This is a genomic window from Mesorhizobium sp. M1409 (assembly GCF_040317535.1).
Classification (GTDB): domain Bacteria; phylum Pseudomonadota; class Alphaproteobacteria; order Rhizobiales; family Rhizobiaceae; genus Mesorhizobium.
Genome location: NZ_JAMYKV010000083.1, coordinates 1 through 18951 on the forward strand (window position 1 = coordinate 1; position 18951 = coordinate 18951).

At 57.0% G+C, this 18951-nt stretch carries 14 protein-coding genes and 5 pseudogenes; 11 read left to right on the top strand and 8 right to left on the bottom strand.

What is annotated here, in order from left to right; genetic code table 11:
* The first annotated feature begins 903 nt into the window (after positions 1-903).
* Entirely contained in the window at positions 904-3018 is a 2115-nt protein-coding gene (locus tag NKG99_RS33590) for an acetate--CoA ligase family protein (RefSeq protein WP_352873674.1), read from the top strand.
* A 414-nt stretch (positions 3019-3432) separates the two neighbouring features.
* Entirely contained in the window at positions 3433-4410 is a 978-nt protein-coding gene (locus NKG99_RS33595; protein ID WP_352826134.1) for a MaoC/PaaZ C-terminal domain-containing protein, read from the top strand.
* A 75-nt stretch (positions 4411-4485) separates the two neighbouring features.
* On the opposite strand, the gene NKG99_RS33600 is transcribed toward NKG99_RS33595, so the two are convergent.
* The 3 genes from NKG99_RS33600 to NKG99_RS33610 all read right to left on the bottom strand — a co-directional run bounded on the left by NKG99_RS33600 (position 4486) and on the right by NKG99_RS33610 (position 7381).
* Entirely contained in the window at positions 4486-5085 is a 600-nt protein-coding gene (locus NKG99_RS33600) for a LysR substrate-binding domain-containing protein (protein ID WP_352873682.1), read from the bottom strand.
* Positions 5086-5204: 119 nt separating this feature from the next.
* Positions 5205-5441, bottom strand: coding sequence for a helix-turn-helix domain-containing protein (locus tag NKG99_RS33605; RefSeq protein WP_352826136.1), 237 nt, complete (start codon positions 5439-5441; stop codon positions 5205-5207).
* Between the two features lie 353 nt (positions 5442-5794).
* Positions 5795-7381, bottom strand: coding sequence for an ABC transporter substrate-binding protein (locus NKG99_RS33610; RefSeq protein WP_352826138.1), 1587 nt, complete (start codon positions 7379-7381; stop codon positions 5795-5797).
* Between the two features lie 306 nt (positions 7382-7687).
* Between NKG99_RS33610 and NKG99_RS33615 the strand changes: the two genes are divergently transcribed.
* From NKG99_RS33615 to NKG99_RS33625, 3 genes and pseudogenes are all read left to right on the top strand, one after another.
* Positions 7688-7942, top strand: coding sequence for a CoA transferase (locus NKG99_RS33615; RefSeq protein ID WP_352826139.1), 255 nt, complete (start codon positions 7688-7690; stop codon positions 7940-7942).
* The gene (locus NKG99_RS33620) at positions 7885-8655 is read left to right on the top strand and encodes a crotonase/enoyl-CoA hydratase family protein (protein WP_352826141.1); all 771 of its coding nucleotides are present in this window, start codon (positions 7885-7887) and stop codon (positions 8653-8655) included. Before NKG99_RS33615 ends, NKG99_RS33620 begins: the two co-directional genes overlap by 58 nt.
* Positions 8656-9130: 475 nt before the next feature.
* Positions 9131-9899, top strand: a pseudogene (locus tag NKG99_RS33625) (acyl-CoA dehydrogenase family protein).
* Between the two features lie 473 nt (positions 9900-10372).
* On the opposite strand, the pseudogene NKG99_RS33630 reads toward NKG99_RS33625, so the two are convergent.
* Positions 10373-11391, bottom strand: a pseudogene (locus tag NKG99_RS33630) (IS3 family transposase); the annotation flags it as partial.
* 571 nt (positions 11392-11962) lie between these two features.
* On the opposite strand from NKG99_RS33630, the gene NKG99_RS33635 reads away from it, so the two are divergent.
* The 6 genes and pseudogenes from NKG99_RS33635 to lipA all read left to right on the top strand — a co-directional run bounded on the left by NKG99_RS33635 (position 11963) and on the right by lipA (position 16592).
* Positions 11963-12973: a thiamine pyrophosphate-dependent dehydrogenase E1 component subunit alpha gene (locus NKG99_RS33635; RefSeq protein WP_352873675.1), complete on the top strand. Its 1011-nt coding sequence runs from the start codon at positions 11963-11965 to the stop codon at positions 12971-12973.
* Complete coding sequence (locus NKG99_RS33640; protein WP_352826145.1) at positions 12970-13953, top strand: alpha-ketoacid dehydrogenase subunit beta; 984 nt, start codon at positions 12970-12972, stop codon at positions 13951-13953. Before NKG99_RS33635 ends, NKG99_RS33640 begins: the two co-directional genes overlap by 4 nt.
* The gene (locus tag NKG99_RS33645; protein ID WP_352826147.1) at positions 13946-14182 is read left to right on the top strand and encodes a biotin/lipoyl-containing protein; all 237 of its coding nucleotides are present in this window, start codon (positions 13946-13948) and stop codon (positions 14180-14182) included. The genes NKG99_RS33640 and NKG99_RS33645 overlap by 8 nt, the downstream gene beginning before the upstream one ends.
* A 109-nt stretch (positions 14183-14291) precedes the next feature.
* Complete coding sequence (locus NKG99_RS33650) at positions 14292-14594, top strand: hypothetical protein (protein ID WP_352873676.1); 303 nt, start codon at positions 14292-14294, stop codon at positions 14592-14594.
* A gap of 130 nt (positions 14595-14724) precedes the next feature.
* Positions 14725-15477: pseudogene (locus NKG99_RS33655) on the top strand (2-oxo acid dehydrogenase subunit E2); the annotation flags it as partial.
* 155 nt (positions 15478-15632) lie between these two features.
* Positions 15633-16592, top strand: coding sequence for a lipoyl synthase (lipA, locus tag NKG99_RS33660; RefSeq protein ID WP_352826148.1), 960 nt, complete (start codon positions 15633-15635; stop codon positions 16590-16592).
* 156 nt (positions 16593-16748) lie between these two features.
* On the opposite strand, the pseudogene istA reads toward lipA, so the two are convergent.
* From istA to NKG99_RS36105, 4 genes and pseudogenes are all read right to left on the bottom strand, one after another.
* Positions 16749-17697: pseudogene (gene istA / locus NKG99_RS36100) on the bottom strand (IS21 family transposase); the annotation flags it as partial.
* Between the two features lie 23 nt (positions 17698-17720).
* Positions 17721-17945 (bottom strand): annotated as a pseudogene (locus tag NKG99_RS33675) (DDE-type integrase/transposase/recombinase); the annotation flags it as partial.
* A gap of 131 nt (positions 17946-18076) precedes the next feature.
* Positions 18077-18181 (bottom strand): IS3 family transposase, encoded by a 105-nt coding sequence (locus NKG99_RS33680; RefSeq protein WP_352873684.1) that lies wholly within the window; start codon positions 18179-18181, stop codon positions 18077-18079.
* 405 nt (positions 18182-18586) lie between these two features.
* Positions 18587-18769 (bottom strand): hypothetical protein, encoded by a 183-nt coding sequence (locus NKG99_RS36105; protein WP_502913109.1) that lies wholly within the window; start codon positions 18767-18769, stop codon positions 18587-18589.
* Positions 18770-18951 lie beyond the last annotated feature (182 nt).

An 18951-nucleotide genomic window follows, 5' to 3' on the forward strand; every position in this document is an offset into this window, starting at 1 on the left:
GCGGCGTTGAAGGAGTCTAACGCCCGTTACGAAGGACTCTAATCCACCAAATGACAGCTGCCCTCGGCGTCTGGCCGCGGGCAGCAGTCCATGCAGGGTCAGTGTATAACCAATGCCATTGCGTGAAGTACGTGCTGCACAAAATTGAGTATAAGGTATTCGAGTGATTCGCGTATTGAAAAGACCGAGCCGAGCTCTAAGATAGTCGATACGCTAAGGTGAACCAGAATCGTTTGCGTTTAAAGGTCGGCTTCGGCTGGAAATTTTCGCTATATGCCGAAGGGGCGAAGATCACTACCTCGTTCGCTATGCGCGGTCTGATCGCCGAATATGCATATCCCGGATTCTTGCTCGCCCGATTGGCACGATGAACGCACTCGATTTCCTTTGCTCGGTGTGCATCGTAGACCGCTGCTCGAAAGCGGATCCCATTGCGCTAGGCTGCCAGCAAGGAGGTTATCCTTCATCCTTCAGCTGCTTGATGGACAGGCGGGCGAAGATCGGCTGAAACAGGTGCCGATCGTTCGGAACGAATTCAGTTTTGAAGATCAACAACAGGGCCTGCGAGCATTCGCCGGGAAGCGAAAGCCTCTATGGAAGGGGCGGTTGGGCAGACGTCCTGTGAGAGAGCCTAGCTATTCAACCGCTCCTTCGGTTCCTCATTTTGGGGAGGGGGCCTAAGGTGCCATGAGACCTGCGCCAATCAACCGCTTACACATGTGCCGCCTCTGCGATACGCCGGCACGCAACTCGGGTTGACAGTTACGCGAAAAACTCATCCGCGCAGTGATTTTAAACAGTTACGCGAAAAACTCATCCGCGCAGTGATTTTAATTCGAATTGTGATCCCGGTTGACGGTCTATAACGGATTCCAGAGGTGCGGATACCTTCGGAGGGGTTAAATGGATCAGCGAGCGAATGGAACACGGCAGGAGCGTCTGAAGCGCATGCTGACACCGCAAAGCGCGGTATTCCTGGGTGGGGCTTCCAACATACCTGCGATCGAATATTGTCGCCAGCGGGGCTTTCGTGGCCAGATTTATGTGGTCAACCCACGCCGTAGTGAACTGGCCGGTATTCCTTGCTACTCTAGCGTAACAGAGCTACCCACCGTACCCGACATGGCCTATGTCGCGGTGCCAAGAGAGAACGTGATCGATGTTGTTCGCGACCTGTCGCAACTCGGTGTAGCTGGCGCTGTCTGCAACTCATCCGGTTTCTCGGAAATGCAAGGCGGCGAGGTTTCTCAGCGCAATTTGGTGAGAGCCGCGGGCGACATGCCTTTGATCGGACCAAACTGTCCAGGCGTTGCCAACTTCGCAGACAGATCCGCGTTCATGATGTTTGAGATCGGTGCTCAGGGCACTGACGGCGCTGTTGCAGTTATTAGCAACGGCGGATCTTATATCTGTGACATTGCCTGGTCGGACAGGGCGATACCGTTGGCGTATGCTGTTGGACTGGGCAATCAGGCCATGGTCACGGCCGCCGACTTCATGGATGTCGTGCTTGACGATGATCGTGTGCGGGCCATCAATCTGTATATGGAGGGGATCGCAGACGCTGCTGGGCTCGCGAGGGCAGGTCTGAAGGCCGCGCGGAAAGGCATCCCCGTCGTTGTGATTAAGGGGGGGCGGACAAGCGCCGGCAAGCGCGCCACCCAATCGCACACTGCCTCGCTGGCGGGGGACGAGAGTGTCGCGTCGGCACTGTTTCGTCGGCTCGGCTTCATTGAAGTGAGAACGCCCAGCGAGGCTCTGGAAACCTTGAAGATGTTGTTATCCACGCCAAGGCCCAAAGGTTGGCGGACGGCATTTACGACGAGTTCCGGATCATATGCTGTTCTCGGATCTGACCACGCAGAGGCAAATGGGCTGATCATGCCGGCCCCGTCCTCGGGCGCATCTGAAGAGCTGCACAATCACTTGCCGCCGTTCGTTCATCCTACCAATCCACTCGACATATCCTCAGCTCAAGGCGCGGAGTTTGGCGAGCAACTCAGTCTGTTCAGAGCCTACTTGTCGGATGAACCGGACCTGGCGGTGCAGGTCATGTGTTTTCCGCCTCCAGGGATTTCCGAGCGGGACAGCTGGACGCGATCGGCCACGGCGTTCGCCCAAGCGGCATCGGAGCGGGGCATGCCTGCTGCGTTTATCAATACGTTGCCGGAACCCATGCCGACAGCCGATCGCGACCAAATACTAGCTTGCGGCGTGGCAGCGCTGAGCGGTCTCGAGGACGGGTTTCGTGCTGTCGCGAACGCTGTGCGTTTCTCCGAACTTGCGGCCGAGCTTGCCGAGCGCGCTGACCAGGAAATCCTTCTGCCGGTGCAAACGGCGAACACGGGCCAAGCATACTCTCTCGATGAAGCCGCTGCAAAGTCGGAACTTTCTAAGGCCGGGCTATCCGTGCCTCTCGGCATTGTCATGGAGCCTGATCAGATCGCCAATCTTGATGGGCTTGCGTATCCTGTAGTGGTCAAAGCACTGAGCAACGAACTCTCCCACAAGAGCGAGATCGGAGCGGTTGCACTACGCCTTGGAACCCCCGAAGAAGCGCGGAAGGCCGTGCGAAACATGGCGGATAGGCTGGCAAACGCTGCCCCTGAGCTTTCAATCAGAAGCTTTCTTGTCGAAGAGATGGTCAAGGATGGAGTAGGCGAATTGCTCGTTGGAGTAAGGCGCGTAGACACCATCGGACTTGCTCTGGTAATCGGGACCGGCGGCACAGAAGCTGAACTTTTCAGAGACACGAAGACGCTCTTGTTGCCTGCCTCGCGCGAGACGATTGCCGAGGCTTTGCGTAGCCTAAAGCTGTTTGCGCTCCTGGACGGTTGGCGCGGACGACCAAAGGGTGATGTTGAGGCGGCAATCGATGCCATCCACGATTTTGGCCGTTTTGCTATCGCGAACCGGGAAAACCTTATCGAAGCTGAAATCAACCCACTAATTGTGCGCCAGCAGGGTCAAGGCGCGGTGGCGGTCGACGCAGTGATGCGACTTTGCGGGGAATTATGACGAGGAGGCCAGCCTACCGCCGTTCACGAGGGTGCGGTTCCAAATAGCTGTGTGGTCGCTCAGGGCGACTATCGTAGCGAGGTGCGACGGTGCCGAAATTTGTGGTTGGCAGGATGTTGTTTCGGTCACCCTAAGCAGCCCCATGCGGGCGTTTGAACGGAGGGTATGGTTTCCTGATCGTTCGCAACAATCGGCATCGTCCGCAGGGTCGCGCGCAGTCCGTGTCTCAAGCGTCGCCGGCTTACGGCATATCGGTGACGTCTGTGAAGGTATTCAAGTGGATGCAAGCGGAACGCCGAGGTGAGCGAGCCAGGTTCCTTCTTGATGCATTGAGGCAATCCAAGAGCATGATCCGGAACTTAGTTCTGGGTCTCCGCAGTAAGGCCGCGTGATTGCAAAAAGGGAGGTAAGGAAATGAGTGAGACCGAGGCAGTTTCCCGCGACCGAAGGACAATATATAACCGTTGGAGCGGAAGGAAAGCGGCTACGTTCGAAAATATCAATATCCCAGATGAAGTCGGTCCTATCGAAATCGAGGTGAACACGAGCATAGTCAAGCAATATGCGTTTTGCGAAGACGACTACAGGTCCTGGCATTTTGGTACTTCTCCATTCGGCGCTCCGATTGGCCATGCTGCCTTGCTGGCTAACGATCTGTATACGGTCTATTATGCGCAGTACGACCGAACGACCCTAGATGGCCTGCACACTAGTGAGGAGCTCTTCTTCCACGCTCCGGTGCCGGTTGGGGAGACCGTGACGATCACCGGGCGCTTCGTCGACAAGTACGTGCGCCGCGGCAATGGTTATTTGATTCTAGAGGCAGAGGCTCGGGACCGCCAAGGTAATCTGCTGGTCTCGCACCGGAGCAGCGAGATAATGCGGGTCGCCCCGGGATTGATTATCGGCCGGTCGAGTGCGCCGCCGCCCGACGATAAGGTCGTTGCCGAGACGAACGGCGCTAGACCAGTTGACAAGGCAGTACCTGCCATTGCGCCGGGAACGCCGATCCTCTCCAAAGTCAAAACGCTGTCGCAGGCGCAGATTTCGGTCTATGCCTTCGTTGGCGAGCACGACCGGAATTTGCATAATGACATTGAGATCGCTCGAAAGTCCGGACTTGACAATACGATTGCGCAAGGCTTGCAGTCTGCAGGATATTTCTCCGAAGTCTGTACAGATTTCTTTGGTGCCTCTTGGTTCACTTCAGGTCGGCTGAAAGCCAAGTTCGTTGCTCCGGTGTACTGCGACTCAACGCTAATTGTCTCTGGAAAAGTCGCATCTCAAGTTGCCGAGGAGGGCGCGATAAGGACGCATCTGGAGATGTGGGCCAAGGATCAAGACGGCCGTCTGGTTTCGATAGGATGGGCGTCGGCGCTGCACAACTTGTAGCTTGACGCTTCACCAGGGTTTGCGACTTTTGAGGGTTGCACTCTACCACTGGGGAAGGCGAAGGCTAATCGTAGCCTATGCGATGAAGAACCGGTCCCGCCGCGCGTAGCCTAAAGATCGAGAGAACATCAGCAAAATCGTCCACTGCTTAGGTTTCAAGTGGGTGTAACACACATGACAGACAACAGCGCTAAGTTCGGAGCCCGACCTCATGGAGTGGTACACGAAACCGTCTACTACGGTCAACTCCCGGCATCCGGGGGGAACATCGCTCCGGTACAGCGGCGCGATCGCGAGGCCTGAGGTCACTGCGAGCTTCAGGCCGGCGCGGCTGCCGCTGACATAGGCTATGCGATAAGCACGCCCGCTCGTTTCGAGAGAGCGGAGAACAAGGTCAGAGCTCGAATTTGAAGTCTCACAAATCGCCACCGGAACGGGAGATTGTTGGTGCGCATTGTGAAGCATCGAAGTTGACCATACCAGCGGGTCAGCCAACAGGATCTCTCCACTCGGCTTTTTCTCTTGCGAGACCATCAATGCCAAGTCCAGGTCACCCTGGTCCAGAGCCTGTTGCAGCGCTCCGGTCATCGCAAACTGAACGGTGGTCTCAACATCTGGGAATAGATCTCCGAACGCGCGAAGGGCGTGCCGGAGATCAGACGCCGTATTCCTCAGGGATTCCGATGCGGATGCGCCCTGTCATCGGCGGGCCGCGTAGCAATTTTTCAGTTTTGTGAAGAAGGTCAAGAATTCGCCGCGCGGATCTGAGAAGTTCATTTCCTGGCACGTCAAGATCACGCTCGGGCACCTCTCTTGAACAATTCGGTGCCGGCCATCTCTTCGAGATTCTTTAGCCGCCTGCTGATAGACGGTTGCTTGCACCCTAGCGCGGCTGCGGCGCGGTTAAAGTTTTCTAATTCGGCTACCGCGACAAAGCTCCGCGGCAAGTCATCATTTTTATGAATTGGCATGGCGAGCGTAGAACCCTGTGGAAATAGCACTGACGAGCAGGAGCATTTGTCGTCGACCATCAAGCTTGGTTGAGCAGCTTGCAGTTTCTGACACTCTTCGGTCCAAGTTGTGTCGGCGGCTCTGCCCCACCGAAGAACCTGATGGTTGCCATCACCGTCTGCATGCCAAGTGCCGTTGAGAACGCGCTCCCATCGTCGAGCTACACAATCCACGAGACGACCGTGCCGAACGGTGCAGCTCGAACTAGTCGGCAGATTGTTAAGCTGCGCTCTTAGGCAAACCGCGCAGCCATTCGGTCCGGCGAGGGCGTCAGGGCTTACTACACAAAATTGGTCCGGACCGAATGGCACGCTTTCAAATGGCACCCATATTTCAACTGGCGACAATTCTGGATCGCGCCAAACGTAACAAGTCAAGCTTCCGCGAACCACCAGCGTTCGGCGCAGCGTAAACCGTCCAGATTCCAGTTGGACGCGATCTTGCTGTGGCCGACTTTGGTGGAAAGCGCACTCACGTAGTTTGCGAACACCGGAATGACCGTGCCGCCATCGTCTCTGCAGAGGGCCTGCATCTCCCCATACATCTTCGACCGCTTTGAATCATCCAGCTCAGATCGGGCAGCAACCAAGAGTTCGTTGAAGCGGGGATTTTTCCATCGCGTTTCGTTCCACGGCGCGTCAGCCGCGTAAACCTGCGAGAACATCCAGTCCGCAGTAGGTCTGCCATACCACAACCCCATCATCCAGGGCTTCTTCCTCCAGACGGTATCCCAATAGCCGTCGCTTGGCTCCCGGACAACGTCGATGGTTATTCCGGCCTTGGCGGCGTTCTGCTGATAGAGTACGGCGGCGTCGACAGCGCCTGCAAATCCAGCTTCAGAAGTAGACAAGCTTACTTTCAAGTCTGAAAGGCCAGCCTTCTTCAAGTGGAACTTTGCCTTGTCCGGATCGAATGCGCGTTGAGGTAGATCCTTGGCGAAAAACCGGTTTGTTGGCGAAATCGGGTGGTCGTTGCCGAGCTTCCCATACCCGCTCAGCACGGTGTCAAGAAGCTGCTGCCTGTCGATCGCGTATTTTAGAGCCAGCCGCACATCCACGTTGTCGAACGGTGGAACATCTACAAGCATCGGCATACAATAGTGCTGAGTGCTGCTGACCGATACAATCTCCAGGCTCTTGTTCCGCTCCAGAAGATGAATGGTCTTCAGATCGCATTGGTCCATGGCATGGATCTGGCCAGTGATCAGCGCGTTGGTTCGCGCGGTAACGTCTTGTATGCCAAGGGCCTCGAATGAGTCGAACCAAGCTGCATTCGGCTTCCAGTAGTTCGCAAATCGTTTGGAAATCGCTTTGACACCCGGGTCGAACGCGTCAAGTACATACCCTCCAGCGCCAACGCCGGAGATGTCGGCCTTTCCGTCTTTCGCAGGCAAAATGGGTATATGAGAGTCCTCGAAGGCGAATGGAAAATCTGCGTTGCCTTCTTTGAGAACGATCATAACCGTTGTTGGACCGTCGGCGCGGATATCCTCGATTGGGTCCACGATGCTTTTCGCCGCCGATTTGGATTGTTCACCACGATGGTGGTTGATCGAGGCAATAACATCGTTGGCGTCCAGGGTCTTCCCATTGTGGAACTCGACGCCCTTTCGAAGCTTGAAGGTCCAGGTTTTGGCGTCTTTCGAGGGTTCCCAGGACTCTGCAAGTTCGCCTACCAGGTTGCCGTTCGCGTCAATCTCCACGAGATAACCGTGTAAACTGTGCCCGAAAAGCATCATGAAGCCTTGGTAAGTAGCAGGATCGAGCGTGTCCGTGGTAGCGCCGAAGCCAACGCCAATCTTGAAATGCCCGCCCTTCTTCGGGCTCATGTCCCCCGCAAGCGACGGAACGATGCCAGCTGCCGAACCGATTGCAAGAGCTCCGACAGCCGCTGCGGACTTTAGCAACCGCCTCCGGTCCAGGGCCGGATTAAAAGCTAGTACTCTATCCCATTCGTTCATTTCAGTTTCCTCCCATGCGCAGTTTGTTGAAAAGGTCGCTCCTACGCTTCTGCGACGACTGCGGAGCACTAGCTCGTCAAACCGGCGTTGATCACCCCGTTTGCTGGACAGCATTAATGACGAATTGTCTGCCGGTTAAGGTCCACGCTATCAAACCGGCGGGGCCGCAGGTCGCGAAAAAAAGTAACCTGTCAAATGACTTTATTTCGGTTTTTCAGCTGGGCTCATTGTCGCTAGGTAAGGCGGAAGGCGGAGCGCGCTTCTTGCCAACGTATCCGACTGGATAGGCGGTGGATTGGCTGGCTGATGTCCGATCAGATAGGGAAGATCGTGCGATCGGCGCTGTCAAAAGGGGTGAAGATCGTAGAAATGGCAGGGATCAGCCCTGGCCCATTTTGCGGCATGCCGCTGGCCGACCTTGGCGCAGACGTTATTGCAGTGGAACATCCAGACGTCGACGTCGGTAGACGACCAGGTGCTTTAGGTGGATTCAGGAGAATAAATTGGGGCAAGAGTCTAGTTCAGTTCTTACGGAGCGCCGGGGTCATATCTTGCTGGTGACGATCAACCGTCCTCAAGTAAGGAATGCGTTCGACATTGACACGGCCACAGCGATGCAAGCCGCGATGGATCTCCTTGATGGCGAAGAGGACCTATTTGTTGGTGTTCTCACCGGCGCCGGGGGCAATTTCTCGTCTGGAATGGATCTTAAAGCAGCGGCAAGGGATGGTCTTCCTCCCTCTCTTGCTCGCGGCGATTTCGGCATCCTCGGGCGTCCACCTCGCAAGCCATTGATCGCAGCCGTTGAAGGATATGCTGTAGCTGGAGGGTTCGAGACAGCTTTGGCATGCGACATGATCGTGGCAGCGCGGGACGCCAAGTTTGGTCTGCCGGAAGTCCGCCATAACTTGCTGGCGACCAACGCGCTCGTGCGCCTGCCACAGCGCATGCCGTATCACTTGGCGATGGAACTCGGTCTTACTGGAGAATTCAAGGAGGCCGCATACTTTGAGCGCTTCGGGATTGTCAATTCTCTTACAGAGCCCGGAAAAGCCCTTGAGGAATCATTGAAACTGGCTGAATCTCTGCTCGAAAACGGGCCACTTGCGTTAGCGGCGACGAAGGAAATCATCTTTCAGACATTTGACAGACAAGCGGACGAAGATCGGTTGAAGCAGCTGCCGATAGTTCAGAGGGTATTCAACTCCGAGGACCAGCGCGAAGGCCTGCTAGCATTTGCTGAAAAGCGAAAGCCCGTGTGGAAAGGGCGATAGCGCCAGGCTTTGGGGCTGAGCTGGACGTATTCTGTTGATCCCTCATATCCGATTGGAGAGGTGACCGCGCGAATCTAGGCGTACATCGCGCGTAGAGTCTTTGCTGCTGAATATTACCCCTGTCTTGGTTAGGGAAGGCCTTTAGGCCTCGCCATACAGCCGAAAAAGCCTTGATTGCGAGACCGCGAAAGTGTTTTGCGAAAAAGAATTGATGCCGCACGAAGCGCTAGTTGAGAAGGCGGGCGAAGTTCCACGTGAGCGTATCTGGGAGGGTACTTCGGAGATTCAGCGTCACATCGTCAGTCGCCAACTAATTCGCGATAGGAGTGCATGAACGATCCCGACTGCGAACTTGCAGTCCAGCCAGCGTGTCTTGGACGAGTTTGTTTTTGACCAGCGGTGACCGCGAGATCAATCTTGGTACCATCAAAACGTTCTTTGTATCTGTGCTGCCGAAATAACAAGGTGCTGACTGATGGATTTCAAGCTGACCACGGAATTGGAACTGCTCCAAAACACAGCGCGCGAATTCTGTGAGAAGGAGCTGATCCCACAAGAAAGGCTTCTGGAACAGACCAACGAACTCCCGCGAGAGTTGGAGCTCGATATCCGTCGAAAGGCGATCGGTTTAGGTCTCCATGCCTGCAACATGCCGGAGAGCGTGGGCGGGGCGGGGCTCGACTGTGTCTCGTTGATGCTTGTGACAAAAGGGCTTTCTCGAGCTTCGCTGGCCCTGGCTGAATGCGTCCGCCGACCCTGCACTATTCTAGCCGCATGCGAGGGGCAGCAGGCCGCTCATTTTCTCGATCCGGTCATGGCGGGCCATCGCAGCAGTCTGTCAAGCACGCGCGGAGCGCGCCTTTGAGATCGCGGTCGATCACGCCGCGCAGCGAAAGCAGTTCGGGCAGTCAATCGGCAAGTTCCAGGGGATAGCTTTTCCCCTGGCTGACATGGCGGTCGACCTCCGGCTCGGCAACCTTCTCTTGATAAACACTGCGTGGAGGGTCGATCAGAACTTTCCGAGCATTGTCGAGGATTGTGCTATGGCGAAGCTCTTCTGCTCCGAGATGTTGGGACGCGTTGCCGACCAGGCAATCCAGACCTGCGGCGGCATGGGCCTAATGGCCGATCTCCCACTGGAACGGATTTATCGTGATGCTCGGTTTGATCGAATCTGGGAAGGCACGTCGGAAATCCAGCGCCACATCATCAGTCGCCAACTCATGCGCGAAAGGGGAGTCTGAACCTCTGGCCGACCGGCGTGTGGCTGCATCGCCAGCCATGTCAGTGAAAGGAACGCGGAGCATGGCCAAAACATATGATCCGCCGATCCCATGGACCGCTGCCTTGGCACACATGGTCAACCTCTTGGGGCCGCCAAGATCGCATGTCGCTGGCAAGCTTCGAGTGGATCGGACTTATCGTGATGATCGCTTTGTTCGTAACTGGGAAGACACGTCCAAGATCCAGCGTCTGTCGCCGTCTGGTGCGCAGAAAGGGGAGTCTGGGCCGCAACTGCGCCGATGGGCTTGTGACTGCACTTGTGGGCGTCAGCGTCAATAAAGGAGCGTTAAACGTTAAACATGGTGGAAACATATGATCCGCCGGCCCCTTGGACTGGTCACCTGCCTGCCCCCTTTGTGCTCTTTCGAACAAACGTGCGGCCGGAGTGGACTGATGAGTTCGAGCATGTGAACTTCGCCCACTACCTCACCCTCCGGACCGGCGTCGTTCTGGGCTCCAGGCCGATGTCACGCGCCATCGCCCTGGTCTCGTGGGCGATGTAGCCGGAGCCGTTGTCGCTCAGCCACTCGATCGTGTCGGGCAGCCGGTTGACATGGCCGAAGCGGCTTTCGACGGCGGTGATGATGAGGTCGCGCACATCCTCGCCCTTGATGCCCTCGGTGGTGGCGACATGGGCGATGGCCTCGCGATCACAACAGTCGAGCGCGAAAGCGACGCGCACCTTCTCACCATTGTCGCAGCCGATCTCGAAGCCGTCGGAACACCAGCGCAGGTTCGAGCGGTCGACGGCGACCCGCCCGTCATGGCGGCGTTCTTCAAACCCTCCGGCGTGCCGATTGAGAAGCAAGCAGTGCAACTTCATGATCCGGTAGACCCGCTTGTGGTTGGGCGCCGGCGTTCCCGCTGCGCGAGCCGTTCTGCGCAGCACGGCATGAACGCGGCGGTAGCCGTAGGTCGGCAAATCCTTGATGACTGTTTCGATCTCGGCGACCAGTTCGCCATCGGGCTCGGGAGGACGGCCAATTCTCGCCCGTTCGCTTCCCTTGGAACGCTCGGCGATGTTGGAGCGGGCAACACCAATCGTCTCGCACACCGCCTTCATCGGGAACCGTCCTTCGGCCACGACAGCGACCGCAATATCTGTTTTTTTGAGCCCGCCGCCACCTCAAGAGCGTCCTTGAGAATCTCAGCTTCGATGGTCTTCTTGCCAAGCAACCGCTGCAGTTCGCGCACCTGGTTCTGCAGAGCCCGATACTCCGAAGCCGCAACGACTTCGCCTTCGGCGCTCGTCGCCGTCAACGCACCTTGCGAAGCAAGCTTGCGCCAGTGGAAGAGCTGGTTGGGCTGAACCCCGTTGCGCCGGGCGACAAGGCTCACCGTCACGTCCGGCGCGTAGGTCTCTTCGACCATCGACAGCTTCTCCGCCGTCGTCCACCGCCGCCGTCGCTCACGGCCGTCCAGGATCTCTATCTTCGGAAGGCTACCAGTCATAGACACGACATTACTCCTATCCCTTATCAAGATGGAGATCGTTTCCGGGTCATTCGGGGGCTATTTCAGATTCAAGCTCGATCCGGTCCATCAAATGCCGGGACTAAACACCTATCGTATCCTCTCGCGTTGCGCTCAGGGAAGATTGATCGGGCAGGGGACGACCGCGCCACCCACGCGCTGCTCGGAGGAAGATCTGACATTGCGTGAGGTCTTCTCGGTCCGTAGACGCCTAGAAAGCCACCTGCCAACACGCCTTTGGCCCCTCGCGTCAACACCGCGGTCAAGCTCGCCAACAAGGCCACCGGGCTGAACTGGCAAAAAACTAACGAGACTGATGACTTTTTTGCCGCCTTGCAGCCGTTGAGTCCATCGCTGGCGCTCTCTAAAAGGACACTAACTCGCACGGAGGCACTTGATGCCGAATCCAGCTGACGCGCGCCAGAAGTGACTTTGGCGTCTGTCAGGCGTGATACGAAGGCGACGAGTACTAACTAGAACATTTCTAGCGGATGATCCGCCGCAGGCGGGTTGCTGACTGAAATCAAAAATGAATGATTGCGAGGTCTTGATGTCAAATATTCTCCCCCCTGACCTGGCGCGTACAATGTATCATGACATGTTTTGCATCCGACAGTTCGACAGCAAAGTCGTAGCACTGGTGGATGACAACGAGATTCCAGGAAGCTGTCATGAATACTGCGGCCAAGAGGCCGTGGCGGTAGGTGTCTGCAGCGCGTTGACAAAGACGGACATACTAACGAGTACCCACCGAGGCCATGGTCACATTCTAGCAAAAGGCGGCGATGTTGGGAAAATGTTCGCCGAACTTCTCGCAAAATCCACGGGCTACAATCACGGCCGCGGCGGCTCGATGCATATTGCCGATGTTGGATTGGGCATTTATGGCGCCAACGGGATAGTTGGTGCGGGTGCGCCAATGGCATGCGGAGCTGCCCACAAGTTCAAGCTCGCCGGCGAGAGAAATGTGGCCGTTTCGTTTTTTGGGGATGGCGCAATCAACCAAGGCGTCGTCCACGAGGCCATGAACCTTGCGGCGATCTGGCGCCTGCCCGTAATCTTTGTTTGCGAAAACAACCAATACGCCATCTCGACCCCGCTACGAGATGTGTCAATCTTGGACCCATACATACGGGCGCAGTCCTACGGGATGCCGGGCGTAAGCGTTGACGGTATGGATGTTGCCGCGGTGTTCGAAGCTGCTGTGTCGGCCGTAGATCGCGCACGATCGGGCGAGGGCCCAACATTTATCGAGTGCAAGACCTATAGATATCTCGGTCACTACTCCGGCGAACGTCATATGAAAGTGACCTACCGTAGTAATGAAGAGCTTGAATATTGGAAACGTCGGGATCCAATCGATTTATGGGCAGCACGCCTTATTGAAGGTGGGCTCTGCACGAGCGAAGAGATTAGCAAGTTGAACCAAAAGGTTGATGACGAGATTGCGCGTGGATTGCAATTTGCTCGCCAGAGCCCTGAGCCGCAGGTTTCTGAGGCGCTTGAACACATGTACGCCGTTTCGTACCCGAATACGCCAGCGCGCGGAGCAGAATTGTGAGACAACTTCGCTATCTTCAAGCCATGAATGAAGCCTACCATCAGGTTATGGCTGCCGATGAATCCGTCTTCATTATTGGAGAGGACATTCGAGGCGCCCTGCGGGGCGAAACCAAAGGTCTGCATTCCGCGTTTGGGGATGAAAGGGTCATTGATACACCTATATCCGAGGCTGGGTTTACGGGGTTTGCCACGGGAGCGGCCTTGGCGGGTCTTCGCCCCATTGTCCAATTCCAGGTGCCATCGCTAATCTATGTGGCGTTCGACCAGTTGGTAAATCAATCGGCGAAGATGAGGCTTATGCTTGGCGGTCAAGCGGATCTTCCAATCACTTACACCATTATGGTTTCGGGTACGCGAGGCAGCAACGCAGGCCAGCACTCTGACAATCCGTATCCCTACCTTGTTCACGCAGGGTTCAAGGTAGTGTGCCCCTCCACAGCCTATGATGCGAAAGGCCTCATGATCCAGGCTATCCGAGAAAATGATCCGGTCGTGTTCATCGCATCGGCGATGTCGTTACCCCAGAAGGGAGAGGTGCCGGAAGAGCTTTACACCGTGCCCTTCGGCCAAGGGGAGGTGAAGCGATCTGGGACAGACGTGACGGTTGTAGCTGTTGGGCATCTCGTGCCTGAGGCAATTGCGGTGGCCGAATCTCTCTCGAAAGAACGCGGGATCAATGTTGAGGTGTGGGATCCAAGGACGCTCCTGCCCTTCGATCGAGAGGGTTTGCTGAAGAGTGTTAGAAAGACCGGGCGCGTCGTCATCTATGACGACACAAATCGCACTTGTGGATACGCGGCTGAAGTGAGTGCTGTCCTAGGCGAGCATGCCTTCGGTTCTTTGCGCGCGCCCATCAAGCGCATCACGCGTGCCGATATCCCGTTGCCGTTTAACCCCGCCCTCGAAGCAGCGGTTTTGCCTACGCCAAAGCAACTTGAACAGGCTATCGTTTCGGCATGGAGTTACTCTAATGATTGATGTTCGGATACCCAAGATGGGAGCGGCCACGGTTGAAGTGGATCTTACAAAGTGGCACGTATCAGCAGGAACGACTGTGGTTCCTGGCCAAGTTCTCGCTGAGATCGAGTCAGAAAAGACGACGATCGAAATAGAGGCTGAAGTTGCCGGCGTTGTAGAGGAGATTTGCCTTCAGGAGGGCTCCTCTACGGAAGTCGGGACGATCATATGTCGCATCAAAGAGGCCTGATGGCGTGCCGTGCTCTTTCTAAGCACGGCAAGGAATAGCTGTTCGAGGATGCTTTGACGATGGCATAGGCAGAGCACTGCTCGTCGAAAACCCAACTGCGCCTGAGATCATGAGAATCGGCTTCGCCCGGCTGTATGCACCGTTGTTCATCGTCTGTCAAAAACGCGGTCACCACTTATTCGGCCAAGTTGAAGAGCGTCCGCTGACCGCGTCTTGGCGCTCAAACTGCCAAACAGGCGAGCATCATGAGGATGGGCAGATGCCGATTTATGCCTTGGCCTTCTCCGATCCGAAAGGGAAATCCGGGGCGAAGGTGGACTTCAAGCACCGCGACGGCGTTTGCCAAGATTTCCAAGCCTGGCACGAAGTCCCAAGTCCCATCTTGATCGCCGAATGCCATTCAAGAAAGTAAGAAAATGCATGACACGGGAAAGGCTGACCCGAACACGACGCCCACCAATGCGCAAGGCGCCGAAGCACCTCCGCGGGTACAGGCTGCGGTAATCTCCCGTGGAGTTGATCGCGCCTCGACTGTGGGAGTGGGGGCGGTGGCCGCTCCGTCGACTGAGGCCGTGCTGAGCCTGTTCAAGGAAGGCACCTATGAATTGATAAAGCACGATAAGATGCGCAAGACCATCGCCAGGCGGCTTGTCCAAGCCAAGCAGACGATTCCGCACTTCTACGTCTCGATGGATTGTGAACTTGACGCGCTGCTAGCGGCACGTTCACGTCTAAATGCCGCAGCGCCAAGCGAAGATGATATGCCAGCTTACAGGCTGTCAGTCAACGACATCGTCGTCAAGGCGTGGGCGATGGCCTTGCGCGACGTTCCAGCCGCCAATGTGTCGTGGACCGATGAGGCAATGGTCAGGCATGCGCACGCTGACGTTGGGGTCGCCGTGTCGGTTGCGGGTGGCCTAATCACGCCGATCGTACGCTGCGCTGACGAGAAGAGTGTGCTCGATATCTCGAACGAGATGAAAGACCTTGGCAAACGTGCCAAGGAGCGCAAGTTGAGACCTGAGGAATACGAAGGGGGCACGACGGCGGTTTCCAACATGGGAATGATGGGTGTTTCGAATTTCGCGGCCGTCATCAATCCGCCGCATGCGACCATCCTGGCGGTTGGGGGGGCTGAGCAGCGTGCTGTGGCAAAAAACGGCGCCTTGGCGATTGCCAACATGATGACGGTAACACTGTCGACCGACCATCGCTGCGTCGATGGCGCACTCGGGGCAGAACTGCTCGCTGCCTTCAAGCGCCACATCGAGAGCCCGATGGGTATGCTAATCTAGTCCCGCGGGCGTAATCCTATGAAAAGTATCGTCTGCTGCGCTGATGTCCTGATTGTGATCCCGAGCAGACAGGTCCACGAGTCTCCCGTTGCCCCTGCGGGAGCTATGCGGCTTGACGTCATTTCACTCAGCAATCGAACGATCGGTTAGAGCGAATGGTCACCATAATTAACACCGTTGAACAGGGCGCGCGGCCGCGCCACCCGGAAAAGGCGCATAGGCCGGATAATGAGATCCAGCGCAAGCCTGACTGGATACGCGTCCGGGCGCCGACGTCTCGCGGGTATTTCGAGACCGAGTCCATCGTCAGGAGCAACAATCTCGTCACCGTGTGCGAAGAGGCAGGCTGCCCCAATATCGGCGAATGCTGGGACAAGAAGCACGCCACGTTTATGATTATGGGCGACATTTGCACACGTGCCTGCGCCTTTTGCAATGTCGCGACCGGCAAACCGAAAGCACTCGACATGGCGGAGCCGGAGAACGTTGCCAAGGCGGTCGGCCAGATGGGCCTTTCCCACGCAGTCATCACTTCTGTCGACCGTGACGACCTGGTCGACGGTGGTGCAGAGCACTTCGAAAAGGTGATCTGGGCGATCCGCGCTGTGTCGCCGCGTACCACGATCGAAGTCCTTACGCCGGACTTCCTCAAGAAGCCCGGCGCCTTGGAACGCGTGGTAGCGGCCAAGCCGGACGTCTTCAACCATAACCTTGAGACTGTTCCGGGCAATTACCTGGCAGTGCGTCCAGGCGCACGCTATTTCCACTCCGTCCGGATGCTGCAACGTGTTAAGGAGCTAGACCCCAGTATGTTCACTAAGTCGGGCATCATGGTGGGGCTGCGCGAAGAGCGGAATGAAGTGCTCCAACTGATGGACGACTTACGTGTCGCCGACGTCGATTTCCTGACAATTGGCCAATACCTTCAACCGACACGCAAGCACCACAAGGTTGAAAAATTTGTAACGCCGGAGGAGTTCAAGTCCTACGAGACAGTCGCCTACACGAAAGGCTTTCTCATGGTCTCGTCGAGCCCGCTGACCCGCTCCTCGCACCATGCCGGCGACCACTTCGTCCGGCTCAAGATCGCTCGAAGCGAAAGGCACGCCTCGTAGGCAAAGTCTCAGACGTATCTTCGCTGCGATGCGAACTTGCAACAGATCGAATTAAGGCATGTTGTCCCTCTTTGGTCCACAGCGGATGCTTCACTCTTGACGCCTAAATCGCGCAACTCCTAGCCTCAGCCATAAGGGTCCAAAATTGGGTATGTTCGCCCTGACCGTGCCGTCCTGATGGATGACGATCCGGTCGGCACAGACATGGATCTCGACCGGATGGCCGACGGCGCGCGACAGCACCGAGTATTTGTTGTTGTCGCAGCGTACCGTGCAAGTTTCTGACACGGAAGCCACGGTGCAGTGGAAGCCGTCGAAGCGCCCGGCACGCTCTGGATGCCGGCGCGCCTTGGCGTAAGCGACGCATTTGTCGGCCAGCTAGCCGTTCAAATCCTCGAGCGTCTTGAAAGCGCAGCCGAGGCTTGAAGAAGCGCTCGCGTACAAGATCGACCTGGTTCTCGACCTGTCCTTCTCTCAGCCGGCGGCGGGCGTGCAGGCTTGCGGCTCAAGGTAGTGCTACACATCTGCAGGAAGCGCCGGTCATAGCGGCGATCACTGCCGATGAAGATCGTCCACCGCCGTCTTCATGTCGTAATGGACGCCGCGCGTGCAGGCACTGCGGAAGAAGCTGAACGCCCGATCATGGTCGTCGAACCCCATCTCCTGCGACCTGCCTGGATAGGCCCGCACGAAGAGCATGTGGCTGTGACAAGCCGCGGGTGCGCCACCTTAACTGTCATCGTCACGCCGTCGACAGGGCGATCTCGTTGCTCCAGTCGAACTGGAGGGCCTCACTAGGCGCAAATCTCAGCGGGATAAAGGCAAAAGCCGCGTCGCAGCCGCGATCCGATTCCCAGACCTGGGCGTGCCGCCAAACCGAGCTGTAGCTGCCGTCATAGCCGAGGCCGCGAAGTTCTTCGAAGATGCGGATTAGCGTCAGCAGCTCTCGCTCAGGCTTCGCTGCATTGGCCGGCAGCTGCCGATCCAGCTTCTCACGCGAGGCACTAATGCGCGGATAGGACTGATGCCCGTAGTGGAACTCCGTCTCTTCAGAACGCAGGACCTTGCGCACCAACTTGCGCGAGATCTTCAGCTCGCGGCAGATCACCTCATCGACTTCCCCTGTTGCGACCCCATCGATCTTAGCAGGTCGGCGTCTGCCAGAACTTGTCGATAGGCCTCCGACGCATATTGCGATCCGCGGTCCGAGTGGTGGATGCAGGCAGTAGCTGCTTGCAAGGTCGCCGCAGTCAGGCGTGCGTCGATGGACCGGCCGATGGCGTAGCCGACGACGAGGCGTGGCCAGGCATCGAGGATGGTGGCGACGTAGATGAAGCGCGTCGGCAGCCACATCGGTGATGTCGCCGACTCAAAGCTGGCCCGGGCCGATCGGCAGAAAGTCTCGGGCCAGGTTAGGATCGATCGGCCAGCCGTGACCGCTGTCAGTCGTGTCGATGAACCGACGCCTGATTTCGGCTGCAGTTCTACTCGCGCATCAAGCGCCGGATCTTCTTGTGATTGACTATAAGGCCCTGCTGCCGCAAGGCTGCGCCAACGCGACGGAAGCCATAGCTTTCGATACATCGCAGACGTCGAGCATGGCTTCGACAATTGCCGTGTCGTCAGTCGGCCGCTCCGGGCGATCATAATGGGTCGAAGGCGCAATGCCCCTCAGAGCGCATCCCTCGCGACGGAGACGCACGGACGTAGTCCCGCTTCTCGGCAGCGGTGCGTTTTTCACAGCCCCGTTAGGAACTCCGGCTCAGAGCCTGTTTGCCGACGAGCCGTTCAAGCGCAGCGAACCAAGCCTCATATTCCTAGATGAGATCGCATCCTCATCAATGGCGCATTCCTCATACTTGCGGAGCCAGACGCGGATCAATTGCGCTGGATATCTTGGCGATTTGCCACCCATAGCGCTCCAGACAGGGCCACGTAGTTTCCATCGTGTCCGGCCGCCTGCAGCAAGGAGCGTGTTAGGCAAATATCTGGATCTAGGCAGAGTCGCTCCACAACGCTTGATCAGTTGCAAGAGGATGTCGACCGCACCTGGCTTCTTCAAATCCAATATGATCGAGCGCTTGCCTCGGCTGCAGAGCGCCCACGAGCTTGGGTCCGGCGTCAGTGGCCGGACGCCCCATCGAGATCACGTCAGCACCAACGTCGGCAAACAACATACCGCAAAATTGGCCGGCCCTGAGCCTGCCATTTCAATGATCTTCATACCTTTCAGAACCCCCATCTGAAATAGCTCATTGCAATCCCGTCATCGGTGCTAGCCCGTCTTATTCATGACGGATCTGGGTTTGTTTGCCGCTGAGCGGCGGACAGGTGGCGGCTCGGCGTCTTTTTCACCGCG